This window comes from Shinella oryzae (assembly GCF_023038235.1).
Taxonomy (GTDB): domain Bacteria; phylum Pseudomonadota; class Alphaproteobacteria; order Rhizobiales; family Rhizobiaceae; genus Shinella; species Shinella sumterensis.
In genome coordinates this window covers 957,279-976,730 of record NZ_CP081987.1, presented here as the reverse complement: position 1 = coordinate 976,730, position 19,452 = coordinate 957,279, and the positions used below count along the sequence as shown (strand labels likewise).

General features: G+C 64.7%; 18 protein-coding genes. 8 read left to right on the top strand and 10 right to left on the bottom strand.

The features are described 5' to 3' along the window. Nucleotides 1-222: 222 nt before the first annotated feature. Nucleotides 223-1,149, top strand: coding sequence for a Gfo/Idh/MocA family protein (locus K6301_RS04795; RefSeq protein WP_247219607.1), 927 nt, complete (start codon nt 223-225; stop codon nt 1,147-1,149). Nucleotides 1,150-1,179: 30 nt separating this feature from the next. Here the strand turns inward: K6301_RS04795 and K6301_RS04790 are convergent, their stop codons facing one another. The 3 genes from K6301_RS04790 to K6301_RS04780 form a co-directional block, all read right to left on the bottom strand. Beyond that, the gene (locus K6301_RS04790) at nt 1,180-2,472 is read right to left on the bottom strand and encodes an MFS transporter (RefSeq protein ID WP_247220502.1); all 1,293 of its coding nucleotides are present in this window, start codon (nt 2,470-2,472) and stop codon (nt 1,180-1,182) included. 72 nt (nt 2,473-2,544) lie between these two features. Beyond that, a complete protein-coding gene (locus K6301_RS04785; RefSeq protein WP_247219606.1) occupies nt 2,545-2,946 on the bottom strand; it encodes a MarR family winged helix-turn-helix transcriptional regulator in 402 nt (133 codons plus the stop codon). A 96-nt stretch (nt 2,947-3,042) separates the two neighbouring features. Continuing rightward, nucleotides 3,043-3,882 (bottom strand): SDR family oxidoreductase, encoded by an 840-nt coding sequence (locus K6301_RS04780; RefSeq protein WP_247219605.1) that lies wholly within the window; start codon nt 3,880-3,882, stop codon nt 3,043-3,045. Nucleotides 3,883-4,018: 136 nt separating this feature from the next. Between K6301_RS04780 and K6301_RS04775 the strand changes: the two genes are divergently transcribed. Then, entirely contained in the window at nt 4,019-4,390 is a 372-nt protein-coding gene (locus K6301_RS04775; protein WP_247219604.1) for a winged helix-turn-helix transcriptional regulator, read from the top strand. A gap of 3 nt (nt 4,391-4,393) precedes the next feature. Here K6301_RS04775 and K6301_RS04770 read toward each other — a convergent pair whose 3' ends face one another. Both K6301_RS04770 and K6301_RS04765 read right to left on the bottom strand, forming a co-directional pair. Next, a complete protein-coding gene (locus K6301_RS04770) occupies nt 4,394-4,843 on the bottom strand; it encodes a DNA polymerase III subunit chi (protein ID WP_247219603.1) in 450 nt (149 codons plus the stop codon). Between the two features lies 1 nt (nt 4,844). Beyond that, the gene (locus K6301_RS04765; protein WP_247219602.1) at nt 4,845-6,335 is read right to left on the bottom strand and encodes a leucyl aminopeptidase; all 1,491 of its coding nucleotides are present in this window, start codon (nt 6,333-6,335) and stop codon (nt 4,845-4,847) included. Between the two features lie 272 nt (nt 6,336-6,607). Here K6301_RS04765 and lptF point away from each other — a divergent pair, with 272 nt between their 5' ends. The 6 genes from lptF to rsmA all read left to right on the top strand — a co-directional run bounded on the left by lptF (nt 6,608) and on the right by rsmA (nt 14,183). Then, a complete protein-coding gene (gene lptF, locus K6301_RS04760; protein WP_247219601.1) occupies nt 6,608-7,789 on the top strand; it encodes an LPS export ABC transporter permease LptF in 1,182 nt (393 codons plus the stop codon). Continuing rightward, complete coding sequence (gene lptG, locus K6301_RS04755) at nt 7,786-8,868, top strand: LPS export ABC transporter permease LptG (RefSeq protein ID WP_160872642.1); 1,083 nt, start codon at nt 7,786-7,788, stop codon at nt 8,866-8,868. The genes lptF and lptG overlap by 4 nt, the downstream gene beginning before the upstream one ends. After that, on the top strand, nt 8,868-11,189 hold the full coding sequence (locus tag K6301_RS04750; protein WP_343298940.1) for an LPS-assembly protein LptD: 2,322 nt from the start codon (nt 8,868-8,870) through the stop codon (nt 11,187-11,189). The genes lptG and K6301_RS04750 overlap by 1 nt, the downstream gene beginning before the upstream one ends. A 127-nt stretch (nt 11,190-11,316) precedes the next feature. Next, nucleotides 11,317-12,249, top strand: coding sequence for a SurA N-terminal domain-containing protein (locus tag K6301_RS04745; protein WP_425475370.1), 933 nt, complete (start codon nt 11,317-11,319; stop codon nt 12,247-12,249). A 69-nt stretch (nt 12,250-12,318) separates the two neighbouring features. Continuing rightward, nucleotides 12,319-13,356, top strand: coding sequence for a 4-hydroxythreonine-4-phosphate dehydrogenase PdxA (gene pdxA / locus K6301_RS04740; RefSeq protein WP_247219599.1), 1,038 nt, complete (start codon nt 12,319-12,321; stop codon nt 13,354-13,356). After that, nucleotides 13,356-14,183 carry a 16S rRNA (adenine(1518)-N(6)/adenine(1519)-N(6))-dimethyltransferase RsmA gene (gene rsmA / locus K6301_RS04735; RefSeq protein ID WP_134649838.1) on the top strand — a complete coding sequence of 276 codons (828 nt, stop codon included), beginning with the start codon at nt 13,356-13,358 and terminating at the stop codon, nt 14,181-14,183. The genes pdxA and rsmA overlap by 1 nt, the downstream gene beginning before the upstream one ends. Nucleotides 14,184-14,357: 174 nt before the next feature. On the opposite strand, the gene gmk is transcribed toward rsmA, so the two are convergent. From gmk to K6301_RS04710, 5 genes are all read right to left on the bottom strand, one after another. Next, the gene (gene gmk, locus K6301_RS04730; RefSeq protein WP_134649837.1) at nt 14,358-15,017 is read right to left on the bottom strand and encodes a guanylate kinase; all 660 of its coding nucleotides are present in this window, start codon (nt 15,015-15,017) and stop codon (nt 14,358-14,360) included. A 3-nt stretch (nt 15,018-15,020) separates the two neighbouring features. Further along, nucleotides 15,021-15,908 (bottom strand): YicC/YloC family endoribonuclease, encoded by an 888-nt coding sequence (locus K6301_RS04725; protein WP_247219598.1) that lies wholly within the window; start codon nt 15,906-15,908, stop codon nt 15,021-15,023. Nucleotides 15,909-16,251: 343 nt separating this feature from the next. Then, a complete protein-coding gene (gene mltG / locus K6301_RS04720) occupies nt 16,252-17,433 on the bottom strand; it encodes an endolytic transglycosylase MltG (protein ID WP_247219596.1) in 1,182 nt (393 codons plus the stop codon). A 226-nt stretch (nt 17,434-17,659) separates the two neighbouring features. Beyond that, nucleotides 17,660-18,919, bottom strand: a complete 1,260-nt coding sequence (gene fabF / locus K6301_RS04715; protein ID WP_247219594.1) for a beta-ketoacyl-ACP synthase II — start codon at nt 18,917-18,919, stop codon at nt 17,660-17,662. Nucleotides 18,920-19,037: 118 nt separating this feature from the next. Beyond that, a complete protein-coding gene (locus tag K6301_RS04710; protein WP_003531676.1) occupies nt 19,038-19,274 on the bottom strand; it encodes an acyl carrier protein in 237 nt (78 codons plus the stop codon). Nucleotides 19,275-19,452: the final 178 nt, after the last annotated feature.

Sequence of the window (19,452 nt, the reverse complement as noted above, 5' to 3'; positions counted from 1 at the left end):
TTCTTCTGTGTGCCCAGCCCGGCCAGAGTGCCAATTTCATCGACGCTTGCAAGTCAGAAACCGGAGTGGCACCACACTTATTAGACAAAAGACGAATGCCGCGCGGCGGGCCGCAGACGTGGTGCATAAGGAATAGGCAGTTATCGCCACGATGACGCCTTGCCGCGGCAACGGGTTCTGCTAAAACAGCGGCGCAATCATCATACAAATGAGGGTGGAGACATGGCACCGATCAATCTCGCAATCGTCGGCGTCGGCAAGATCGTGCGCGACCAGCATCTTCCGGCCGTCGCCAAGAATGGCGATTACACGCTGATCGCCGCCGCAAGCCGGCATGGCGTGGTCGACGGCATCGACAATTTCAAGTCGATCGACGAGATGCTTGCGGCCGTGCCCGCGATCGACGCCGTGTCGCTCTGCATGCCGCCGCAATACCGCTACGAGGCTGCCGAGAAGGCGCTTTCGGCCGACAAACACGTCTTCCTGGAAAAGCCGCCGGGTGCGACGCTTTCGGAAGTGGCCGACCTCGAGGCGCTGGCAGCCTCCAAGAGGCTTTCCCTCTTCGCCAGCTGGCATTCGCGCTATGCGCCGGCCGTGGAGGCCGCAAAGAGTTTCCTCGCCGGCACGACGATCCGCTCCATGCAGGTGATCTGGAAGGAAGACGTGCGCCACTGGCACCCGAACCAGGACTGGATCTGGCAGGCGGGCGGCCTGGGCGTGTTCGATCCCGGCATCAACGCGCTGTCGATCGTCACCCACATCCTGCCGCGACCGGTCTTCATCACCGAGGCCACGCTGGAATTCCCTGAGAACCGTGACGCGCCGATCGCCGCCGCCATCACCTTCACCGACGCGAAGGGCCTCGACCTCAAGGCCGCGTTCGACTGGCGCCAGACGGGCAAGCAGAGCTGGGACATCGTGGCCCAGACCGAGGCCGGCGAGATGGTGCTGTCGGAAGGCGGCGCAAAGCTTTCCATCGACGGCAAGCTCGTGCATGACGAGCCGGAACAGGAATATCCGATGCTCTACAAGCGGTTTGCGGAGATCATCAAGGCGGGGCGCTCGGATGTCGACCTGGCGCCGCTGCGCCACGTGGCGGATGCCTTCATGCTGGGGCGGCGCAAGTTCGTCGACGCTTTTCACGATTGAGAAAAGGCCCGCTTCGGCGGGCCTTTTTGTTCAAGCCTGTGCGGCAAGCGGGCGCGGCTGAGGGCGCTTGAGCAGCATCACCGACAGCGCGGCGAGGATGCACATCAGCCCCGCGATCTGCAGCGCCGGCATATAGGTGTTAAAGTCGCTTTTGAGGTAGCCGGCGCCGAAGGCGGCGGTGGCTGCACCAAGCTGGTGGCCGGCGAAGACCCAGCCGAACACCAGGCCGGCCTTCTCGCGGCCGAAATTCTCGGCCGCCAGCTTGACCGTCGGCGCCACGGTGGCGACCCAGTCGAGGCCGTAGAAAACGGCGAAGACCGACAGTTCCACGAAGCTGAAGCCCGAGATGGACAGATAGAGCAGCGACAGGCCGCGCAGGCCGTAGAACCAGAACAGCAGGACGCGGTTGTCGTAGCGATCCGACAGCCAGCCGGCGAAGACGGTGCCGAAGAAATCGAACACGCCGATAACCGCGAGCGTGCTTGCCGCCGTGACGGCCGCCATGCCGAAATCGCCGCAGATCGAGATCCAGTGCGTCTGGATCAGGCCGTTGGTCGAGAGGCCGCAGACGAAGAACGTGCCGAACAGCACCCAGAAAACCGGATTGCCAGAGACGCTCTTCAACGTGACGAGCGGTGCGAGCAGCGTGGCCCCAAGCTTGTGATCCTGCCGGGGCGGCGCGACGACCGCCGTTTCGCCATAGGCCGGAAGACCGACATCGGCCGGGTGATCGCGCATCAGGAGGAGGACGAGCACCATGGCCGTGGCGATGACGGCGACGGAGAGCGTGAGCGCCGTGCGCCAGCCATAGGCTTCCGTGAGGGCGGCGAGCAGCGGCAGGAAGACGAGCTGGCCCGTCGCGTTGCTCGCCGTCATCAGGCCGACGACGAGGCCGCGGCGCTTGGAGAACCAGCGGGTGGCGACGGTGGCGCCGAGCACCAGCGCCGTCATGCCGGTGCCCACACCGATGACGACGCCCCACAGCAGCAGCAATTGCCAGACCTCGGTCATGAAGAAGGACAGAACGATGCCGCCCATGATGAGCGACAGCGCCGCAGCCACGACCTGACGGATGCCGAAATGGTTCATGAAGGCGGCTGCGAAGGGGCCGAGCAGGCCGAAGAGCACGAGCCGAACGGCCATGGCGGAGGAGATATCGGCGATGTCCCAGCCGAACTCCTGGTGCAGCGGCTGGATCATCACGCCCGCCGAGCCCATGGCGCCGGCCGTCGCCAGCATGGTGAGGAAGGTGGTCGCGGCCACCACCCAGCCATAGTGCACATTCCTGGCCGCCATCCATCTGGCGACATTTGCCGAAACCATCGTCACGTCCCTTTCGTCAGCACCGGCGTCGCGGTGGAATTGCGGGTATATACCCTTTTAAAAGCAAAAAAGTCACAGCGCCGCGAGGAGATCCCGCAGCCGGCCGACGCCATCCGCGCCCAGGCGGGTTTCGATATCGGCCTGCACGCGATCCCAGAGCGGCGCCCCTTCAAGCAGGATCGCCTTGCCCGGCGCGCTGACCAGAAGCGTCGCCTCGCGCTGATCCTTGCCGGGACGGATCTCCACCAGCCCCATGCGCTCCAGCACCTTGGCATTGCGGCCGACGGTCGAGCGGTCGAGTTCGACCCGGGCGGCCAGATCCGTGAGCGACACCGGCGCCATGCGGTTGATGTTCCTGAGAAGGCTGAACTGGGCGATGTTCACGCCAAGCGGGGCCAGCGCCTCGTCATAGTAGGACGAGACCCTGCGTGACGCCTTGCGCAGCAAAATGCAGTGGCAGAGATCCTTGGTCATTTCTCGGGTATATACCCATGAACAGGTTTCCGCAAGATGGGAGGCCTGCCGGCATCGCGAGGAAGGCGGCAGCCGCAGCTGCCGCCCGGCCGTCCTTCAGGCCTTCAGCGCCGCGGCGTTGTCGGCGGCATAGGTGGCAAGCGAACGCGGCGCGTGGCCGGTCAGCGTCTCCACCGCATCGGTGACCGGTGCCGTCCAGCCCTCGCGGACCGGGTACAGGATGGCGGCAAGGAAATCGGCATAGTCGGCGGGCACGCCGGCGCCCGTGAGCATGCCGACGAAGGTTGCGTCGTCGACGGCCTGATAGGCGATCGGCCTGCCGACCACGTCCGACAGGATCTTCGCCGCCTCGGCATAGCTGTGCGCCTCCGGCCCGGTCAGAACGAAGGCCTGGCCGTCGAAGGCCGTCGAGGTCAGGGCCGCCGCCGCGCTTTCGGCGATGTCGCGCGCATCGACAAAGCTCGACCTGCCCTCGCCCGCCGCCACGGCGATCGTGCCATGGTCGACGCCGGCCTTCCAGTAGGTGTGGAAATTGTCGGAAAACCAGTTCGGCCGCAGGATGACATAGGGCGTGCCGGATTTTTCGAGCGCGATCTCCACCTGGCGATAGGGAATGTCGTCATCCGCATCGACGCCGATGGCGCTCTGGAACACCACCTTCACCTTGCGCGCCGCGGCCGCCGCGATGACGGGAAGCAGCAGCTCCGTGGCGTTCACATAGCCCGCCGGCAGCATGACATAGGCGCGGTCGACGCCGTCGAAAGCCGGGCCGAACGTCGCGGGATCGGCATAGTCGAAGGCGACGCCCTCCGCACCCGCCACGGCCTTGCCCGAGCGGGACGCCGCCTTCACGCTTTCGCCCTTCGCGACGAGCGCCTTGACCAGCGGCGTGCCGACATTGCCGGTGGCGCCGAGAACCAGAATTTTACCTGCCATTTCTCTCTCCTAAGTATCATTTGGAAACTTGCTTTCGAAATGATACGTAATGAAAAAAGAAGATCGGCGTAAGGAGGCACTTTGAACTCCGGTAGTTTCCTCCTGGATACCGACGCCCGGACGAGGTCACGAAACGATGGCGTATATCTATGATATCTATGAGGAAAACTGCCCGACGCGGCAGGTCCTCGACCGGCTCGCCGACAAATGGGCGCTGCTCATTCTCGACCGGGTGAAGCACGAGCCGATGCGCTTCAACCATCTCAAGCGCGACATCAAGGGCATCTCGCAGAAGGCGCTGTCGCAGACCCTGAAGAAGCTGGAGCGCGACGGGCTCATCTCGCGCACGGTCCATCCGACCGTCCCCGTCACCGTCGCATATGCGCTGACGCCGCTCGGCGCGACGCTGAAGGAAACGGTCGCCGCCATCGCCCACTGGGCGGAGCGGCACATGGATTCGGTGCTGAACGCCCAGAGGGCCTATGACGGCGCGGCGGCCGGACGCTGAGCGTCAGGCCTTCTTCGTCCAGCGCCCGTCGGTGTCCTGCTGCCAGTAGGTGAGCTGGTGCCCCTCGCCTTTCAGGCGCTTCCAGTGCTCGCGCGCGGTCTCGACCTCCGCCTGGTCGTAGCCGTCGAACATGAAGATCACGCGCTCATAGGCGTCGAGCGGCGGCGGAACCGCGCCGGCGACGATGAAACGCACATTCGCGGCGTTCGCATTGTCGGGCGTTGCCGTCACCAGCACCGGCTGGTCGGCGGCGAAGGCCTGCTCGTCGGTGCCGTGCGGCAGAAAGCTGTCCTCGCGGAACGTCCACAGATGGGTATCGATGGCGTCGCGCCGTTCGGCATCGCCCGCCTGCACGACGACGCGCCAGCCGCGCTCCAGGCTCTTGTCGAGGAGCGGCGGCAGCGCATCCTCGAGCTTCGATTCGGTCAGGTGATAGAAGAGGACCTCGCTCACCTCATCCCTCGTAATTCGCACGCACGAGCTCGTCGAGCAGCCGCACGCCGAAGCCCGAGGCCCAGGACTGGTTGATCTCGTCCGTCGGAGAGCCCATCGCCGTTCCCGCAATGTCGAGATGCGCCCAGGGCGTATCCTTGACGAAGCGCTGCAGGAACTGGGCGGCGGTGATCGATCCCGCATAACGGCCGCCGGTGTTCTTCATGTCGGCGAACTTGCTGTCGATCATCTTGTCGTATTCGCGCCCGAGCGGCATGCGCCACAGGCGCTCGTTGGTGGCGAGACCCGCCGCGGTGAGGCGCGTGGCGAGCGTATCGTCGTTCGAGAACAGGCCCGCGTGGTGGCTGCCGAGCGCGACCATGATGGCGCCGGTCAGCGTGGCAAGGTTGACCATGAACTGCGGCTTGAAGGTCTCGTTGCAGTACCAGAGCGCATCGCACAGCACGAGCCGGCCTTCGGCATCGGTGTTGATGACCTCGATGGTCTGGCCCGACATGGATTTCACGATGTCGCCGGGGCGCTGCGCATTGCCGTCGGGCATGTTTTCCACAAGGCCGATGATGCCGATGACATTGGCCTTCGCCTTGCGCGCGGCAAGCGTGTGCATGAGGCCGATGACGGCGGCAGCGCCGCCCATGTCGCCCTTCATGTCCTCCATGCCGGCGGCCGGCTTGATGGAGATGCCGCCGGTATCGAACACCACGCCCTTGCCGATGAAGGCGATCGGACGATCCTTCTCCTTGCCGCCCTTCCAGTGCATGACCGCAAGGCGCGGCGGGCGAACGGAGCCCTGCGCGACACCGAGAAGGGCTGCCATGCCGAGCTTCTTCATTTCGCGCTCGGTGAGGATGTCCACCTCGACGCCCAGCTTTTCCAGCGCCTTGGCGCGGGCCGCGAACTCGACGGGGCCGAGCACGTTGGCCGGCTCGTTGACGAGGTCGCGGGCGAGGATCACGCCCTCGGCGACGGCGTCGGAGACCTCGCTGGCCTTCTTTGCGGCGCTGGCGGCGGCGGTGACGAGCGTCACCTTCACCGGCTTGCCGGGCTTTGCGTCGTCTTCGTCGCCCTTCTTCGTCTTGTAGGTATCGAAGCTGTAGGCGCCGAGCTGCATGCCCAGCGCGAAATCGGCGGCGTTGCGCGCGCTGACCGTGACGCCGGGTGCATCGAGATAGACGGTGACCTTGTCGGCCCGGCCGATCTTGGCGGCGGCGGCACCGCCGGCCTTCAACCAGTCATGCGCAACGAGCCGGTCCGCCTCGCCGAGGCCGAGCACGCGGATGCGATCGACCGGGGCGCCGTGGGGGGCGAGAACGTCCAGGCTCTTCAGCGCCTTGCCGGTGAATTTCGCCACGTCGGCCGCGCGTCCCACGACATTGCCCGGGTCGACATCCGCCAGCCCTGCGGCCGGCTGGCCGGCGGCCTGCAGGAGGATTGCGACGCCGCCCGAAGCGCGTGCCGTCTTTGCGAAACCGATGTCGAACCTGGATGCCATGACTTACTCCGCATGTGACGCCGGAACCCGCCGGCGGGGCGGGCAAAGCCCGCGATGACATCGACTCCTTGTCGCTTTTGCAGCGCTTGGCAAGATGCGTTCGGTTGTTTAGAGAACGTTAACCACGCTTGTTCGCCATAAATTTTCCATCCGGGTGGAGACTCCTGGGGTATGGCGTCAGCCTCAAGAAAGCTTATATGCCCATTGCAGTTCCGCAGAGGGGCGCCAGGGGGCGCTGACCGGAGCCGCCTTTGGACCACGCGGACTGAACGATGAAACTGATCGAGCGCTATATCCTGCGGCGGGCGTCGCTCATGTTCGCGGCAACCCTTCTGCCGCTGATCGGCATCGTCTGGGTCACGCAGGCGCTGACCAGCGTCAATCTCGTCACCGACAGCGGTCAGTCTATCTTCGCCTTCCTGCGGCTCGCGACGCTCATCCTTCCCTCGGTCATCCCGATCATCCTGCCCTTCGCGCTGGTCATCGGCGTGGCGCAGACGCTGACGGTGATGAACAGCGATTCGGAACTGACCGTGCTGAACGCCGCCGGTAGTTCGCGCATGACCATCATTAAGCCGGTCATGATCCTCGCCATGGCCACGAGCGTCGCCTCCTTCGCCGTGGACAATTTCGTCGAGCCCTATTCGCGCATGGCCGTGCGCCAGATGATCGCCACCGCCAATGCGGACATGCTCTCCTCGGTCGTGCAGGAAAACACGTTCCGCAAGGTGACCGACGGCCTCTATGTGCAGGTGGCGGAACGCCGCAACGGCGGCGTGCTGCACGGTCTCTTCGTTGCCGACACGCGCGATCCGCGCTTCGAGATGATCTATTATGCCCGTGAAGGCGCGGTGGACGAGAACAGCGCGGCGCTGGTGATGAAGGACGGTGAAGTGCACCGCAAGCTTCCCGACGGAAGCGTCTCGATCATCAAGTTCGATTCCTACGCCTTCGACCTCGCCGACCTGACGCAGAGCGCGGGCACGGCGAACATCCGCCCGAAGGATCGCGACCTCGCCTACCTGCTCAATCCCGATCCCGCGGATACGCACTACAAGAACAACCCGCTGGCCTTCAGCGCCGAGCTGCACCGCCGTTTCACTGAATGGCTGTTTCCGGCCGTCTTCGGCCTGATCGCGCTGGTGGTGAGCGGCGACGCGCGCTCGCACCGCGAAGCACGGCTGCATCCGATGGTGACGGCGCTCCTGACGGCGCTCTTCGTGCGCTGGGCGAGTTTCTACGCCTCCAACAGCGCCGAAAAATCCGCCTATTTCATTCCCGTCATGTATATCATCCCGCTCCTGACGGCAGCGATCGCGATCCGTTATCTCGCACGCAACAAGAGCCTCGATCTTCCGAGTTCGGCGGGCGAGCGGCTGACGGAGGTCGTGGATAAGCTCCGGTCGCGCTTCGTGAAGAGCCGCGCCCTGCCCGGCGGAGGCAAGCAGCCATGATCCGCACGCTCGATCTCTATTTCTTCCGCCGGTACATCGTCACTACCCTCTGGTTTCTGCTGGGCATCTTTGCGCTCGTCTTCATCATCGACTTCAGCGAGATGTCCAATCGCGTCGGCGGCCTGCCCGGCTATACATTGGGGATGGGCCTCGTGGTCACCGCGCTGCGCATCCCGATGATCCTCATGCAGACGGTGCCTTTCGTCGCCCTCTTCGCCGGCATGGCCGCGCTGATCTCGCTCAACCGGCGCTATGAGCTGGTGGTGACCCGCGCCGCGGGCATTTCCGCATGGCAGTTTCTTCGCCCGTTCCTGCTCGGCGCCTTCCTGTTCGGCGTGGCCGCGATCCTGACGATCAACCCGCTCGCCGCCTGGGGCAGCAAGAAGGCGCAGGAGTTCGAGGCGTCGTGGGGTGCGACCAATGCCGCGCGCTCCGAGACCGCCGTTCCGTGGCTGCGCCAGATCTACGGCAACGACCAGGCGATCATCGGTGCAAAGGCGGTTCTGGACGGCGGAATGCGCCTGATGAACGTGTCCGTCATCCACTTCGATACCGACAATCGCATCACGCTTCGCCAGGACGCAGACCAGGCGACTTTGGAAGATGGTTACTGGCTTCTTAAGAATGTGCGCGAAACGCGCGCCGGCGAATTGCCCGTGCGTCTCGACGAGGTACAGCTTCGTACCAACCTGAAACAGGAATTCGTTCAGGAGAGCCTTGAAAAGCCTGAAACCATTGCCTTTTTCAATCTGGGACGGAAAATCGAAGCGGCAAAATCCTTCGGCTTTCCGACGCACGCGATGGAAACGCAGCTTCACACGATGCTGGCGCTGCCTCTTCTCCTGGTTGCGATGACGCTGATCGCCGCCTGTGTATCACTGAAATTTAGCCGGTTTAATCAATCGCGTGCGGTGATTCTGGGTGGAATCCTTTCGGGCTTCATGCTTTATGTCGTCACCGTGCTTGTGAAGGCATTCGGAAGCAGCGGTGTTGTTCCTCCGTTCGTTGCGGCTTGGCTCCCAGTGGTCGTCGCGATGTCCTTGGGAGCGACGATTCTTCTGCATCAGGAGGACGGCTAGTGGCGGCAGGCGCCCGCAAAACGAATCGGTGGTCGAAAGCCGCCCTGCTTGCAGGTGCGGCCGCGTGCGCCCTCATGTCCGCATCCGCAGTCCCCGCATATTCCCAGAACGCGCGCGTCGATGCGATGGCGCCGAATGTCCCTGAGGGCAGCAAGCTGCTTCTGGCGGCAAACGAGGTTGTCTATAACAGGGACAACGAGACCGTCACCGCTCGCGGCGCCGTTCAGATCAATTATGCCGGCTACAAGCTGGTCGCCCGCCAGGTGGTCTATGACCAGAAGACCGGCCGGGTGAAGGCCTACGGTAATATCGAGCTGATCGAACCGACGGGCAACCGCCTCTATGGCGACGAAATGGACCTGTCGGACGATTTCGCGAACGGCTTCGTCAATGCCGTCCGCGTCGAGACGACCGATCTGACGAAGCTTGCCGCAACGAGCGGCGAGCGCGTCAATGACGAGGAGATGATCCTCAACCACGCCGTCTATACCGCCTGTACGCCCTGCGCGACCAATCCGACCTATCGCGGCGTTTGGGAGGTCAAGGCGGAGCGTGTCGTGCAGAACGGCCGCACCAAGACGATTCGTCTCGAGCATGCGCGCTTCGAGATGTTCGGCAGGCCGGTCGCTTATATTCCCGTGCTGGAAGTGCCCGATCATACCGTAAAGCGGAAAACCGGCTTCCTCTTCCCGCAGTTCCGCTTCGATCAGAAGCTCGGCTTCGGCGTCACGACACCTTATTATATCGCGATCGCTCCGGACATGGATGCGACGCTATCGCCGACGGGCCTGACCAGCCAGGGCTTCCTGATGGAAGCGGAGTTCCGCAAGCGCTTTCACAACGGCATGGTGACGCTGCATGCCGCCGGCATCAACCAGTCGGATCCGGATCGCTTCAACGCCGGGACGAGCGACCAGCTCGAGACGACGCGCGGCATGGTCGGCACGACGGGCAGATTCCAGATCAATCCGCGCTGGGCGTTCGGCTGGAATGCCATGTTGCAGAGCGACAACAATTTCTCGCGCACGTACAGCATCCAGCGTTTCAGGAGCAGCACCTACGTCAACCAAGCCTATCTGACGGGCCTGAACCGCCGCAACAGCTTCGATTTGCGTGCGTTCTACTTCGACGTCCAGGACGCCGATGTCGACAATACAGCCGAGCGCAAGCAGGCTATCGCCCAGGTTCTCGATCACCAGTATATCGTCCCGGAGCCCGTTCTCGGCGGCGAGCTTTCCGTCACGACCAACTTCACCAATATCGATCGCGACCTGACCGACAGCAGGCTTGTTCCCGGTGGAATACGATTCGGGGGTCTGGAAGGCGGTTCGACACGGTTCACCAGCGAAGTGGAATGGAAGCGCCAGTTCATCGCGCCCGGCGGGCTGGTGCTGACGCCCCTGCTCGCCGCACGCGGCGATGTCCATCGCCTCGACGTCCGTTCGCCGGTCGGGTACGGTGGTGATTTCGAGACGGCCGGCAGCGCAACACGCTCGATGCTGACGGCGGGGCTGGAAGCCCGCTACCCGATTCTCGTCACGACCGACTCGTCGAGCCACATTTTCGAGCCGATCGCGCAGATCTATCTGCGTCCGGACGAGGATCTTGCCGGCCGCCTGCCGAACGAAGATGCGCAAAGCTTCGTCTTCGACGCCTCCAACCTGTTCGAGCGCGACAAATTCTCGGGCTTCGACCGGATCGAAGGCGGCAGCCGCGCCAATGTCGGCCTGCGCTATACCGGGACGTTCGACAACGGCATGCGGCTGCGCAGCATTGTCGGCCAGTCCTATCATCTCGGCGGCGTGAATTCCTTCGCGACACCCGATCTGGTCAATGCAGGCGCGAATTCCGGCCTTGAAACGGATAGCTCCGACTATGTCGGCATGGCGGGCGTCGATCTGCCGATCGGCATCACCTTCACCACCGGCGCGCGCCTCGACAAGGACGACCTGTCGCTGCGCCGCTCCGATGTGTCACTCGGCTTCACGAACGACCGCTTCAGCACGACGACAACCTATACGCGCATCGCTGCGCAGCCGCTCTACGGCGCGGACGAAACGGCAAGTGAGATCCAGAATACGGCGTCGTTCAAGTTCCGCGACTATTGGTCGGTTTTCGGCTCCGTCACCTATGATATCAGCAACAAGGTCGTCGCGCGCAACGGCGTCGGCTTCGCCTATGATGACCGCGACACGCTCTTCTCGATCGCCTATGAACAGACGCGCGACAAGAGCAATACCGCCGCGAACGACTGGTCGGTCATGGCCCGCCTGATGTTCCGCACGATCGGCGACATCCAGATCGGTTCCGACAGCGATTAAGGCCGCACTTGTCATTGTTTAGCCGCATGTACTATGCACATCCGGGAAAAGAACTTCCGGATGGCAGCACGCCTAAGGGGCATTGTGCGCTCAAACCATGCGGAACGGCTACGGGAAAGGGAACGGGATGAGACACTCTCTGGTACGCTCCGTGATGATGGGAGCGGCGCTGGCCGCGGCGGTTGCAGTCGTCGTGCCGGCCGGCACGGTGCAGGCGGCAAGCTCCGTTGTCGCAGTCGTCAACAACACGGCGATCACCACCGGTGACGTGGAAAAGCGTGTGAACTTCCTCAAGCTGCAACGTGCCAAGGGCAACCTTCGCAGCATGGCACGCGAACAGCTGATCGAGGACGCGCTCAAGCGCGAGGAGATCCTGCGCGTGCGCGCGTCCGTCAGCCAGTCGGAAGTCGATGCCGCCTATGCGCGCTTCGCCTCCTCCAACAAGATGACGACGGAGCAGCTCGGCAAGGTCCTGAGCCAGGCCGGCGTCGGCTCCGAGCATTTCAAGCAGTTCATCGCGCTGCAGATGAGCTGGCCGCGCGTGGTGAACGCGCGTTTCGCCGGCTCCGGTACGGGCAAATCACTCGTCGAGCGCATGCAGGAGAATGGCGGCAAGAAGCCCGTCACGACGGAATATTTCCTCAAGCAGGTGATCTTCGTCGTTCCGGAAAAGCGCCGCAACGCCATCCTCGGCAAGCGCAAGTCGGAAGCGGAAGCCTCGCGCTCGAAATTCCCGGGCTGCGACCAGGCCAAGGCCTTTGCCGCCACGATGCATGACGTCTCGATCCGCGATCTTGGCCGGGTGCTTGCGCCGCAGATGCCCGAGGACTGGAAGCCGCTGATCGAAAAGGCGACCGGCCAGACCACCGGCACGCGCGTGACCGAACGCGGCGTCGAATATCTCGCGATCTGCATGAAGCGCGAGGTCAATGACGACGTCGCCGCAGAAATGGTCTTCCGTGCCGAGGACCTCGCGAAAGCCAAGGGCAACGAAAACGACGAGAACAGCAAGAAGCTCCTCGCCGAGCTTCGCAAGAAGGCCACGATCACCGATCGCTGAGCAAAGCGCCGGATCTGCGATGCCCCGCCCCGGCGGGGCATTCGCTTTCCTAACCCGCTGCGGGGTATCATGACACCGACGACTGTTCCGCCGCTGGCGCTCACCATGGGCGACCCCGCGGGGATTGGACCGGATATCGCGCTTGCGCTCTGGTCCGACCGTAGATCGCTTTCGTTGCCACCCTTCCTTTTCATCGGCGATGCGCAGGTGTTGGCCGCACGCGCGGCCGCGCTCGGCCTCGACATCGCCGTTGCCAGTGCGGCGCCCGAAACGGCGAATGCGCTCTTCGACACGGCGCTACCGGTCCTGTCGGTCGAATGCGCCGTGGCGGCGGTGCCGGGCACGCCCGATTCCCGCAATGCCGCCGCCGTGACCGGGGCGATCGAGACGGCCGTCGCGCTGACGATGGCCGGCAGGACGTCGGCCGTCGTGACGAACCCGATCGCCAAGGCCGTGCTCTATGAGGCCGGCTTCGGCTTTCCCGGCCATACGGAGTTCCTTGCCGATCTGGCCGCCAAGGCGACAGGCGTGGACAGCCTGCTTCCCGTGATGCTCCTGGCCGGCCCTAAGCTGCGCAGCGTGCCGGTGACGATCCACATTCCGCTGAAGGATGTGCCGGGGGTGCTCACCGAGGCGCTGATCGTGGAAACCGCTGTTATCACCGAGCGGGATCTGCGCCAGCGTTTCGGCATCGCGCGGCCGCGGCTTGCGATTGCCGGGCTGAACCCGCATGCCGGCGAAGGCGGTGCGCTCGGGCTGGAAGACGACGCGGTGGTGCAGCCGGCTGTCGCCCGCCTCCAGGCGGCCGGCATTGATGCCGTCGGGCCGCTCCCGGCCGATACGATGTTCCATGACGCGGCACGCGCCACCTATGACGTGGCATTGTGCATGTATCACGATCAGGCGCTCATCCCGGCGAAGGCGCTTGGCTTCGACGATTCCGTCAATGCCACGCTCGGCCTGCCCTTCATCCGCACCTCGCCGGACCACGGCACGGCCTTCGCGCTTGCCGGAAAGGGTGTCGCAAAGCCCGACAGCCTGCTGGCGGCGCTGCGCCTCGCCCACACGCTCGCCGCGCATGAGCGCGCATCGAAGGAAACGCTCTGATGGCCGCCCTCGACGGATTGCCGCCGCTGCGCGATGTCATCCAGCGGCACGGCCTGGATGCCAAGAAGGCGCTCGGCCAGAATTTTCTCCTCGACCTCAACCTGACGCAAAAGATCGCCCGCACCGCCGGGCCCATCGAGAACCACACGGTGATCGAGGTCGGCCCGGGTCCCGGCGGCCTGACGCGCGCCATTCTGGCGCTCGGCGCCAAGCGCGTGATCGCCATCGAACGCGACGCGCGCTGCCTGCCGGCGCTGGCGGAGGTGTCGGCGCACTATCCGGGGCGCCTGACGGTGATCGAAGGCGACGCGCTGAAGACCGATTTCGAGGCACTGGCGCCCGGCGAGCCCGTCCGCATCATCGCCAACCTGCCCTACAATGTCGGCACGCAATTGCTCGTGAACTGGCTGCTGCCGAAGACCTGGCCGCCCTTCTGGGAATCCCTGACGCTGATGTTCCAGCGCGAGGTGGGCCTGCGCATCGTGGCCGAGGAGAACGACGATCACTACGGGCGTCTCGGCGTGCTCTGCGGCTGGCGCACACGGGCGCATATGGCCTTCGACGTGCCGCCGCAGGCCTTCACGCCACCGCCGAAGGTGACATCATCCGTGGTCCATCTGGAGCCAATCGCCGATCCCCTGCCCTGTGACGTCGCGTCCCTCGAACGCGTCACCCAGGCCGCCTTCGGCCAGCGCCGCAAGATGCTGCGCCAGAGCGTGAAGTCGCTTGGTGGGGAGGCCTTGCTGGCGCGGGCCGAGATCGATCCGCAGCGGCGCGCGGAGACGTTGAGCGTGGAAGAGTTCGTGCGGCTGGCGAACGCGCTGTGAGGCATTAGAGGGCCGCGGTCTCGGATACCCCCCTCTGGCCTGCCGGCCATCTCCCCCACAAGGGGGGGAGATCGGATGGGGTGGCGTTTCCTTCCAAACGTGGGTTTTGCTGATGAGGTGGTGTCCGCGCTTCTTGCCAATCTCAGGCCAGAGGGGATGCTACAGCCCGCTGCCCTACAGAACCGGTTTTTCCGTCACCAGTCCCGTCACGAACTCGAAGAGGCCGTGGCGGCGGTCGCGGCGGAGGCGTTCGGCCTTGACGATGCTCTGCACGGCATCGAAGGCGACGGAGAGGTCGTCGTTCAGGATGACATAGTCATATTCGCGCCAGTGCTCGATCTCCGCGCGGGAGTTGGCAAGGCGGGTCTGGATGACCTCCTCGGTATCCTCCGCGCGGCGGTGCAGGCGTGATTGCAGCTCGGTCATGGATGGCGGCAGGATGAAGATCGAGACGACGTCGGCCGGCATCTTCTCCTGAAGCTGCTGGGCGCCCTGCCAGTCGATGTCGAACAGCATGTCGCGGCCGGCGGACATGGCCTCCTCGACCGGTTCGCGCGGCGTGCCGTAGAAATTGCCGTGCACCTCCGCCCACTCCAGCAGGGCATCGCTGTCGCGCAGGCGCTCGAATTCCTTGTGGTTGATGAAGTGGTAGTGGCGGCCGGCGATCTCGCTTGCCCGGCGCTGGCGCGTCGTCACGCTGACCGAGAGGCTGAGGCCGGAATCGGCTTCGAGGAGATTGCGGGCGATGGTCGACTTGCCCGCGCCCGACGGCGAGGAGATGACGAGCATGAGCCCGCGGCGCTCGATGTGGATCTGCTTGGTCTGCTCGGCCATGGCCTACTCCAGATTCTGGACCTGTTCCCTGAACTGGTCGATGACGACCTTCAATTCTATACCCGCAGCCGTTACAGCAGCCGCGTTCGACTTGGAACAGATGGTATTCGATTCCCTGTTAAATTCCTGTGCGAGAAAATCGAGCTTGCGGCCGATGGGTCCGCCTTCGGCGATCAGCTCGCGCGCGGCGCGCACATGGGACTTCAGCCGGTCGATCTCCTCGCGCAGGTCCGCCTTGGTGGCCAGCAGCGCCACCTCCTGATGCAGCCGGTCGTGATCGAGCGCGGTCGCCCCCTGCATGAGCGTCGCGACCTGGGTGGCGAGCCGCTCGGCGATGGCCGCGACGCTGCGCGACGGATCGGCCTCGACAGCCGCCGTCAGGGCCTCGATGCGGGCGACCTGGCCGAGCAGCACGTCGGCAAGCGCCGTCCCCTCCTTGCGCCGCATGTCGGCGAGGCGGCGGATCGCCTCCGCCAATCCCGCGCGGATATCGCCATCGCGCGCCTGGGTTTCGGCTTCGCTTTCCTCGGCTTCGCGGAAATCGACGATGCCGCGCACAGACAGAAGCGTGTCGAGCTTCAGCGGCGCGGGATCGATGGTGCCGGCAAGCCGGTCGCGCAGGGCGAGCACGGCGGCAAGCGCACCCTCGTTCACGACGGCCTCGACCTGCGCCTCGCTGACACTCGTCGTCAGCCCGATCTGCAGGTTGCCGCGTGCAAAGGCTTCGCCGGCCAGGCGACGGACATCCGCCTCCAGCGCCTCCAGGCCGGGCGGCAGGCGCAGGCGCAGGTCCAGCCCCTTGCCGTTGACCGAGCGCAGCTCCCAGGCCCAGCGCGTGCGCCCGCTGGTGCCTTCGACGCGCGCAAAACCGGTCATCGACTGCAATGTCATGTCATCCTCCAGTGGTGCCCGCCGGAACGGGCGGCCCGGCACGCGCCGTCACGGCGGAGCCGGTTCCCAAAGTGAAGCAGTTTTAAGGGCTTGGAAACGGGCCGGCGTGCGGAAGGTGCAGCGATCCACATCAAAGGTGGGATGTGTGCGCAGGATGCGAGGGGAATACCCCCCTCTGGCCTGCCGGCCATCTCCCCCACAAGGGGGGAGATGGGATGGGGCGGCATTCCGCCCCAATATTGCCGTTGCGGATTGAGGAATGTCCGTGCTTCCTGCCAATCTCCCCCCTTGTGGGGGAGATGCCCGGCAGGGCAGAGGGGGGTGGCTGCCCCGCGCCCCTCAATTACTGCGCGGTCGCGCCTTCGGCTTCCTTCGCCGCGGCCGCCGCCTTTTCGGCTTCCAGCTTGCGCCAGCGGCGGACGTTCTGATTGTGCTCGTCCAGCGTTTCGGCAAAGACGTGTCCGCCCGTGCCGTCGGCGACGAAGTAGAGGTCGGGCGTGCGCGACGGGTTTGCCACCGCCTCCAGCGCCGCACGGCCGGGATTGGCAATCGGCGTCGGCGGCAGGCCGCGGATGATATAGGTGTTGTAGGGCGTCTGCTTTTCGAGGTCCGACTGATAGATCGGCCGGTCCGAAGGCTTACCGTCGCCGCCGAAGATGCCGTAGATGATCGTCGGGTCGGACTGGAGGCGCATACCCTTCTCGAGGCGGTTGATGAAGACGGAGGCGACGCGCGGGCGTTCGTCGGCCCGGCCGGTCTCCTTCTCCACGATGGAGGCAAGCGTCACGAAATCCTCGCGGGTCGTGACCGGCAGGCCTTCGTCGCGGCGCGCCCAGATCTGGTCCACCAGGTTCTTCTGCGCCGTCAGCATCTGCTGGAGAATATCGGCGCGCTTGGTGCCGCGCGAGAACTTGTAGGTGTCGGGCATCAGCGTGCCTTCCACCGGCAGGTCCTGCGGCAGGTCGCCCTCCAGCACCGGATCGTCGGCGAGGCGCTGGAACACCTGCTTGACCGTCAGCCCCTCGGGCACGGAGACGCTGTAGAGGATCGATTTGCCGGACTTCAGCAGTTCCACGATGTCACGCATCGAGGAGCCGGCCTTGATCTCGTATTCGCCGGCCTTCAGCGTCTCGCCGTCGAGATAGACGCGCGAAAGCACGCGGAACACGCGGCCATCGGTGATGATGTTGTTGCGCTCCAGATTGGCGGCGATTTCGTTGGTGCCGGCACCGTTGCGCACGATGAAGTTGGTGTTGGCGACCAGCGGGCCGGGCTCGTCATAGCTGCGGACGCCGTAATAGAACACGCCGACGCCGATGATCGTGGCGAAGACGACCAGGGTCATGACGAAATTCAGGAAGATGACGACCTGGCTGCGGGCCTTGCGCGAACGGCGGCGGCTCGGCGGTTGCGGCACCTGTTCAGGCCGGAGAGCCTCATTGGCGGACTTGGGGATGATGCGCGGCTGGCCGGATGTTTCCGTGCGGCCAAAGGGCGTTTCACCAGGTTCGTTCGTGTCGCTCACGGACTGTCCTCATGTTCGGGCATTGCTCGACGTCTTCCAGCAGAGCAATGCGGCAAAAGCAGGGATGAGCCCCGCGTCTTCTATCGATGCCCCGGGCCTCTCTTCGTCCGGCCCTTCGGGCCACCCTCCATGCAATGGAGAGGAAGAGAGGATGGGGCGTTTCGGTTCTCCCCTTCGGGAGAAGATGCCGGCAGGCCGATGAGGATGCCTTGCCGGCGGTAAAGGGTCAGGCGTAACGCTTCAGGACCAGCGAGGCATTCGTTCCGCCGAAGCCGAACGAGTTGGACACCGCCACGTTGATCTCGCGCTTGCGGGCCTTGTGCGGCACCAGGTCGATCGCGGTCTCGACGGCGGGATTATCGAGGTTGAGCGTCGGCGGCGCGATATTGTCACGGATCGCCAGCGCCGAGAAGATGGCCTCGACCGCGCCGGCGGCACCCAGCAGGTGGCCGATGGCCGACTTGGTCGACGACATCGAGATGCGCGACGCGGCATCGCCCACCAGGCGCTCGACTGCGCCGAGCTCGATCGTGTCGGCCATGGTCGAGGTGCCGTGCGAATTGATGTAGTCGATTTCGCTCGCCGGAATGCCGGCGCGCTTCAGCGCCATCTGCATGCAGCGGTAGGCGCCCTCGCCGTCTTCCGACGGTGCGGTGATGTGGTAAGCATCGCCGGACAGACCGTAGCCGACGACTTCGGCATAGATCTTGGCGCCGCGCGCCTTGGCGTGCTCCAGCTCTTCCAGGACGACGATGCCGGCGCCCTCGCCCATGACGAAGCCGTCGCGGTCGCGGTCATAGGGCCGCGATGCGGCCGTGGGATCGTCGTTGCGCTCGGTCGACAGCGCCTTGCAGGCGGCGAAGCCCGCGAGCGCGATGCGGCAGATCGGCGATTCGGCGCCGCCGGCGACCATGACGTCGGCGTCCCCCAGCGCGATCAGGCGGCTGGCATCGCCGATGGCGTGCGCGCCCGTCGAGCAGGCCGTGACGACGGAATGATTGGGGCCGCGCAGCTTGTGCTTGATCGAGACATGGCCGGAGGCCAGGTTGATCAGCCGGCCGGGAATGAAGAAAGGCGAAATGCGGCGCGGGCCCTTGTCGCGCAGCGTGTAGCCGCCTTCGACAATGCCTTCCAGGCCGCCGATGCCCGAACCGATGAGAACGCCCGTCGCGATCTGGTCGTCGTCGCTCTGCGGATGCCAGCCGGCATCGGCAAGCGCCATGTCGGCGGCGGCCACCGCGTAGACGATGAAGGGATCGACCTTGCGCTGCTCCTTGGGCTCCATCCACTGGTCGGCATTATAGGTGCCGTCGGAGCCGTCTCCGCGCGGAATGGAACAGGCGATTTTTGCGGGAAGGTCTTCCACCTCGAACGCGGTGACCCTTGCGGCACCGCTGCGGCCTTCGAGAAGCCGGCTCCAGGTTACTTCGGTACCACAGCCAAGCGGAGATACCATGCCGGTACCCGTGATAACGACACGCCTCATCGTCCGTGATCCACCCTATAGAATCTTATTTCTGTTGCCTCGATACGAGGGGGGAGCGGTCTCCCGGACGGAGACCGGGACGGACCACCCGAAGGCGGCCCGCCGGAAATCGCTTCGATCAGGCCTGGGCCTTCTCGATGAACTTGACAGCGTCGCCGACCGTCAGGATCGAGTCCGCGGCATCGTCCGGGATCTCGACGCCGAATTCTTCTTCGAACGCCATGACCAGCTCAACGGTGTCGAGGGAGTCCGCGCCAAGGTCATCGATGAAGCTTGCGCCTTCGCTGACCTTTTCGGCGTCAACGCCCAGATGATCAATGACAATTTTCTTTACGCGTTCTGCGATATCGCTCATGTCGGATTCCTCGACCTTTGTTTTTGATCGGCGCCTTGCGGCACCGGACACTCAACACGCCCGATGTGCCTCAAGAACACATCCGGCAATCCCTGCAACCGGCAAACGGCATCGGCGATACTCGTTCGCACCGCCTGATCGCTCAGGCTTTTGCCGGTCGACTGCTGACAGTCATGGC

Excerpts from the sequence above, each read along its gene's own strand:
- K6301_RS04795 (WP_247219607.1), top strand. The coding sequence starts at position 223 with ATGGCACCGATCAATCTCGCAATCGTCGGCGTCGGCAAGATCGTGCGC.
- K6301_RS04790 (WP_247220502.1), bottom strand. The coding sequence starts at position 2,472 with ATGGTTTCGGCAAATGTCGCCAGATGGATGGCGGCCAGGAATGTGCAC.
- K6301_RS04785 (WP_247219606.1), bottom strand. The coding sequence starts at position 2,946 with ATGACCAAGGATCTCTGCCACTGCATTTTGCTGCGCAAGGCGTCACGC.
- K6301_RS04780 (WP_247219605.1), bottom strand. The coding sequence starts at position 3,882 with ATGGCAGGTAAAATTCTGGTTCTCGGCGCCACCGGCAATGTCGGCACG.
- K6301_RS04775 (WP_247219604.1), top strand. The coding sequence starts at position 4,019 with ATGGCGTATATCTATGATATCTATGAGGAAAACTGCCCGACGCGGCAG.
- K6301_RS04765 (WP_247219602.1), bottom strand. The coding sequence starts at position 6,335 with ATGGCATCCAGGTTCGACATCGGTTTCGCAAAGACGGCACGCGCTTCG.
- lptF (WP_247219601.1), top strand. The coding sequence starts at position 6,608 with ATGAAACTGATCGAGCGCTATATCCTGCGGCGGGCGTCGCTCATGTTC.
- lptG (WP_160872642.1), top strand. The coding sequence starts at position 7,786 with ATGATCCGCACGCTCGATCTCTATTTCTTCCGCCGGTACATCGTCACT.
- K6301_RS04745 (WP_425475370.1), top strand. The coding sequence starts at position 11,317 with ATGAGACACTCTCTGGTACGCTCCGTGATGATGGGAGCGGCGCTGGCC.
- pdxA (WP_247219599.1), top strand. The coding sequence starts at position 12,319 with ATGACACCGACGACTGTTCCGCCGCTGGCGCTCACCATGGGCGACCCC.
- rsmA (WP_134649838.1), top strand. The coding sequence starts at position 13,356 with ATGGCCGCCCTCGACGGATTGCCGCCGCTGCGCGATGTCATCCAGCGG.
- gmk (WP_134649837.1), bottom strand. The coding sequence starts at position 15,017 with ATGGCCGAGCAGACCAAGCAGATCCACATCGAGCGCCGCGGGCTCATG.
- K6301_RS04725 (WP_247219598.1), bottom strand. The coding sequence starts at position 15,908 with ATGACATTGCAGTCGATGACCGGTTTTGCGCGCGTCGAAGGCACCAGC.
- fabF (WP_247219594.1), bottom strand. The coding sequence starts at position 18,919 with ATGAGGCGTGTCGTTATCACGGGTACCGGCATGGTATCTCCGCTTGGC.
- K6301_RS04710 (WP_003531676.1), bottom strand. The coding sequence starts at position 19,274 with ATGAGCGATATCGCAGAACGCGTAAAGAAAATTGTCATTGATCATCTG.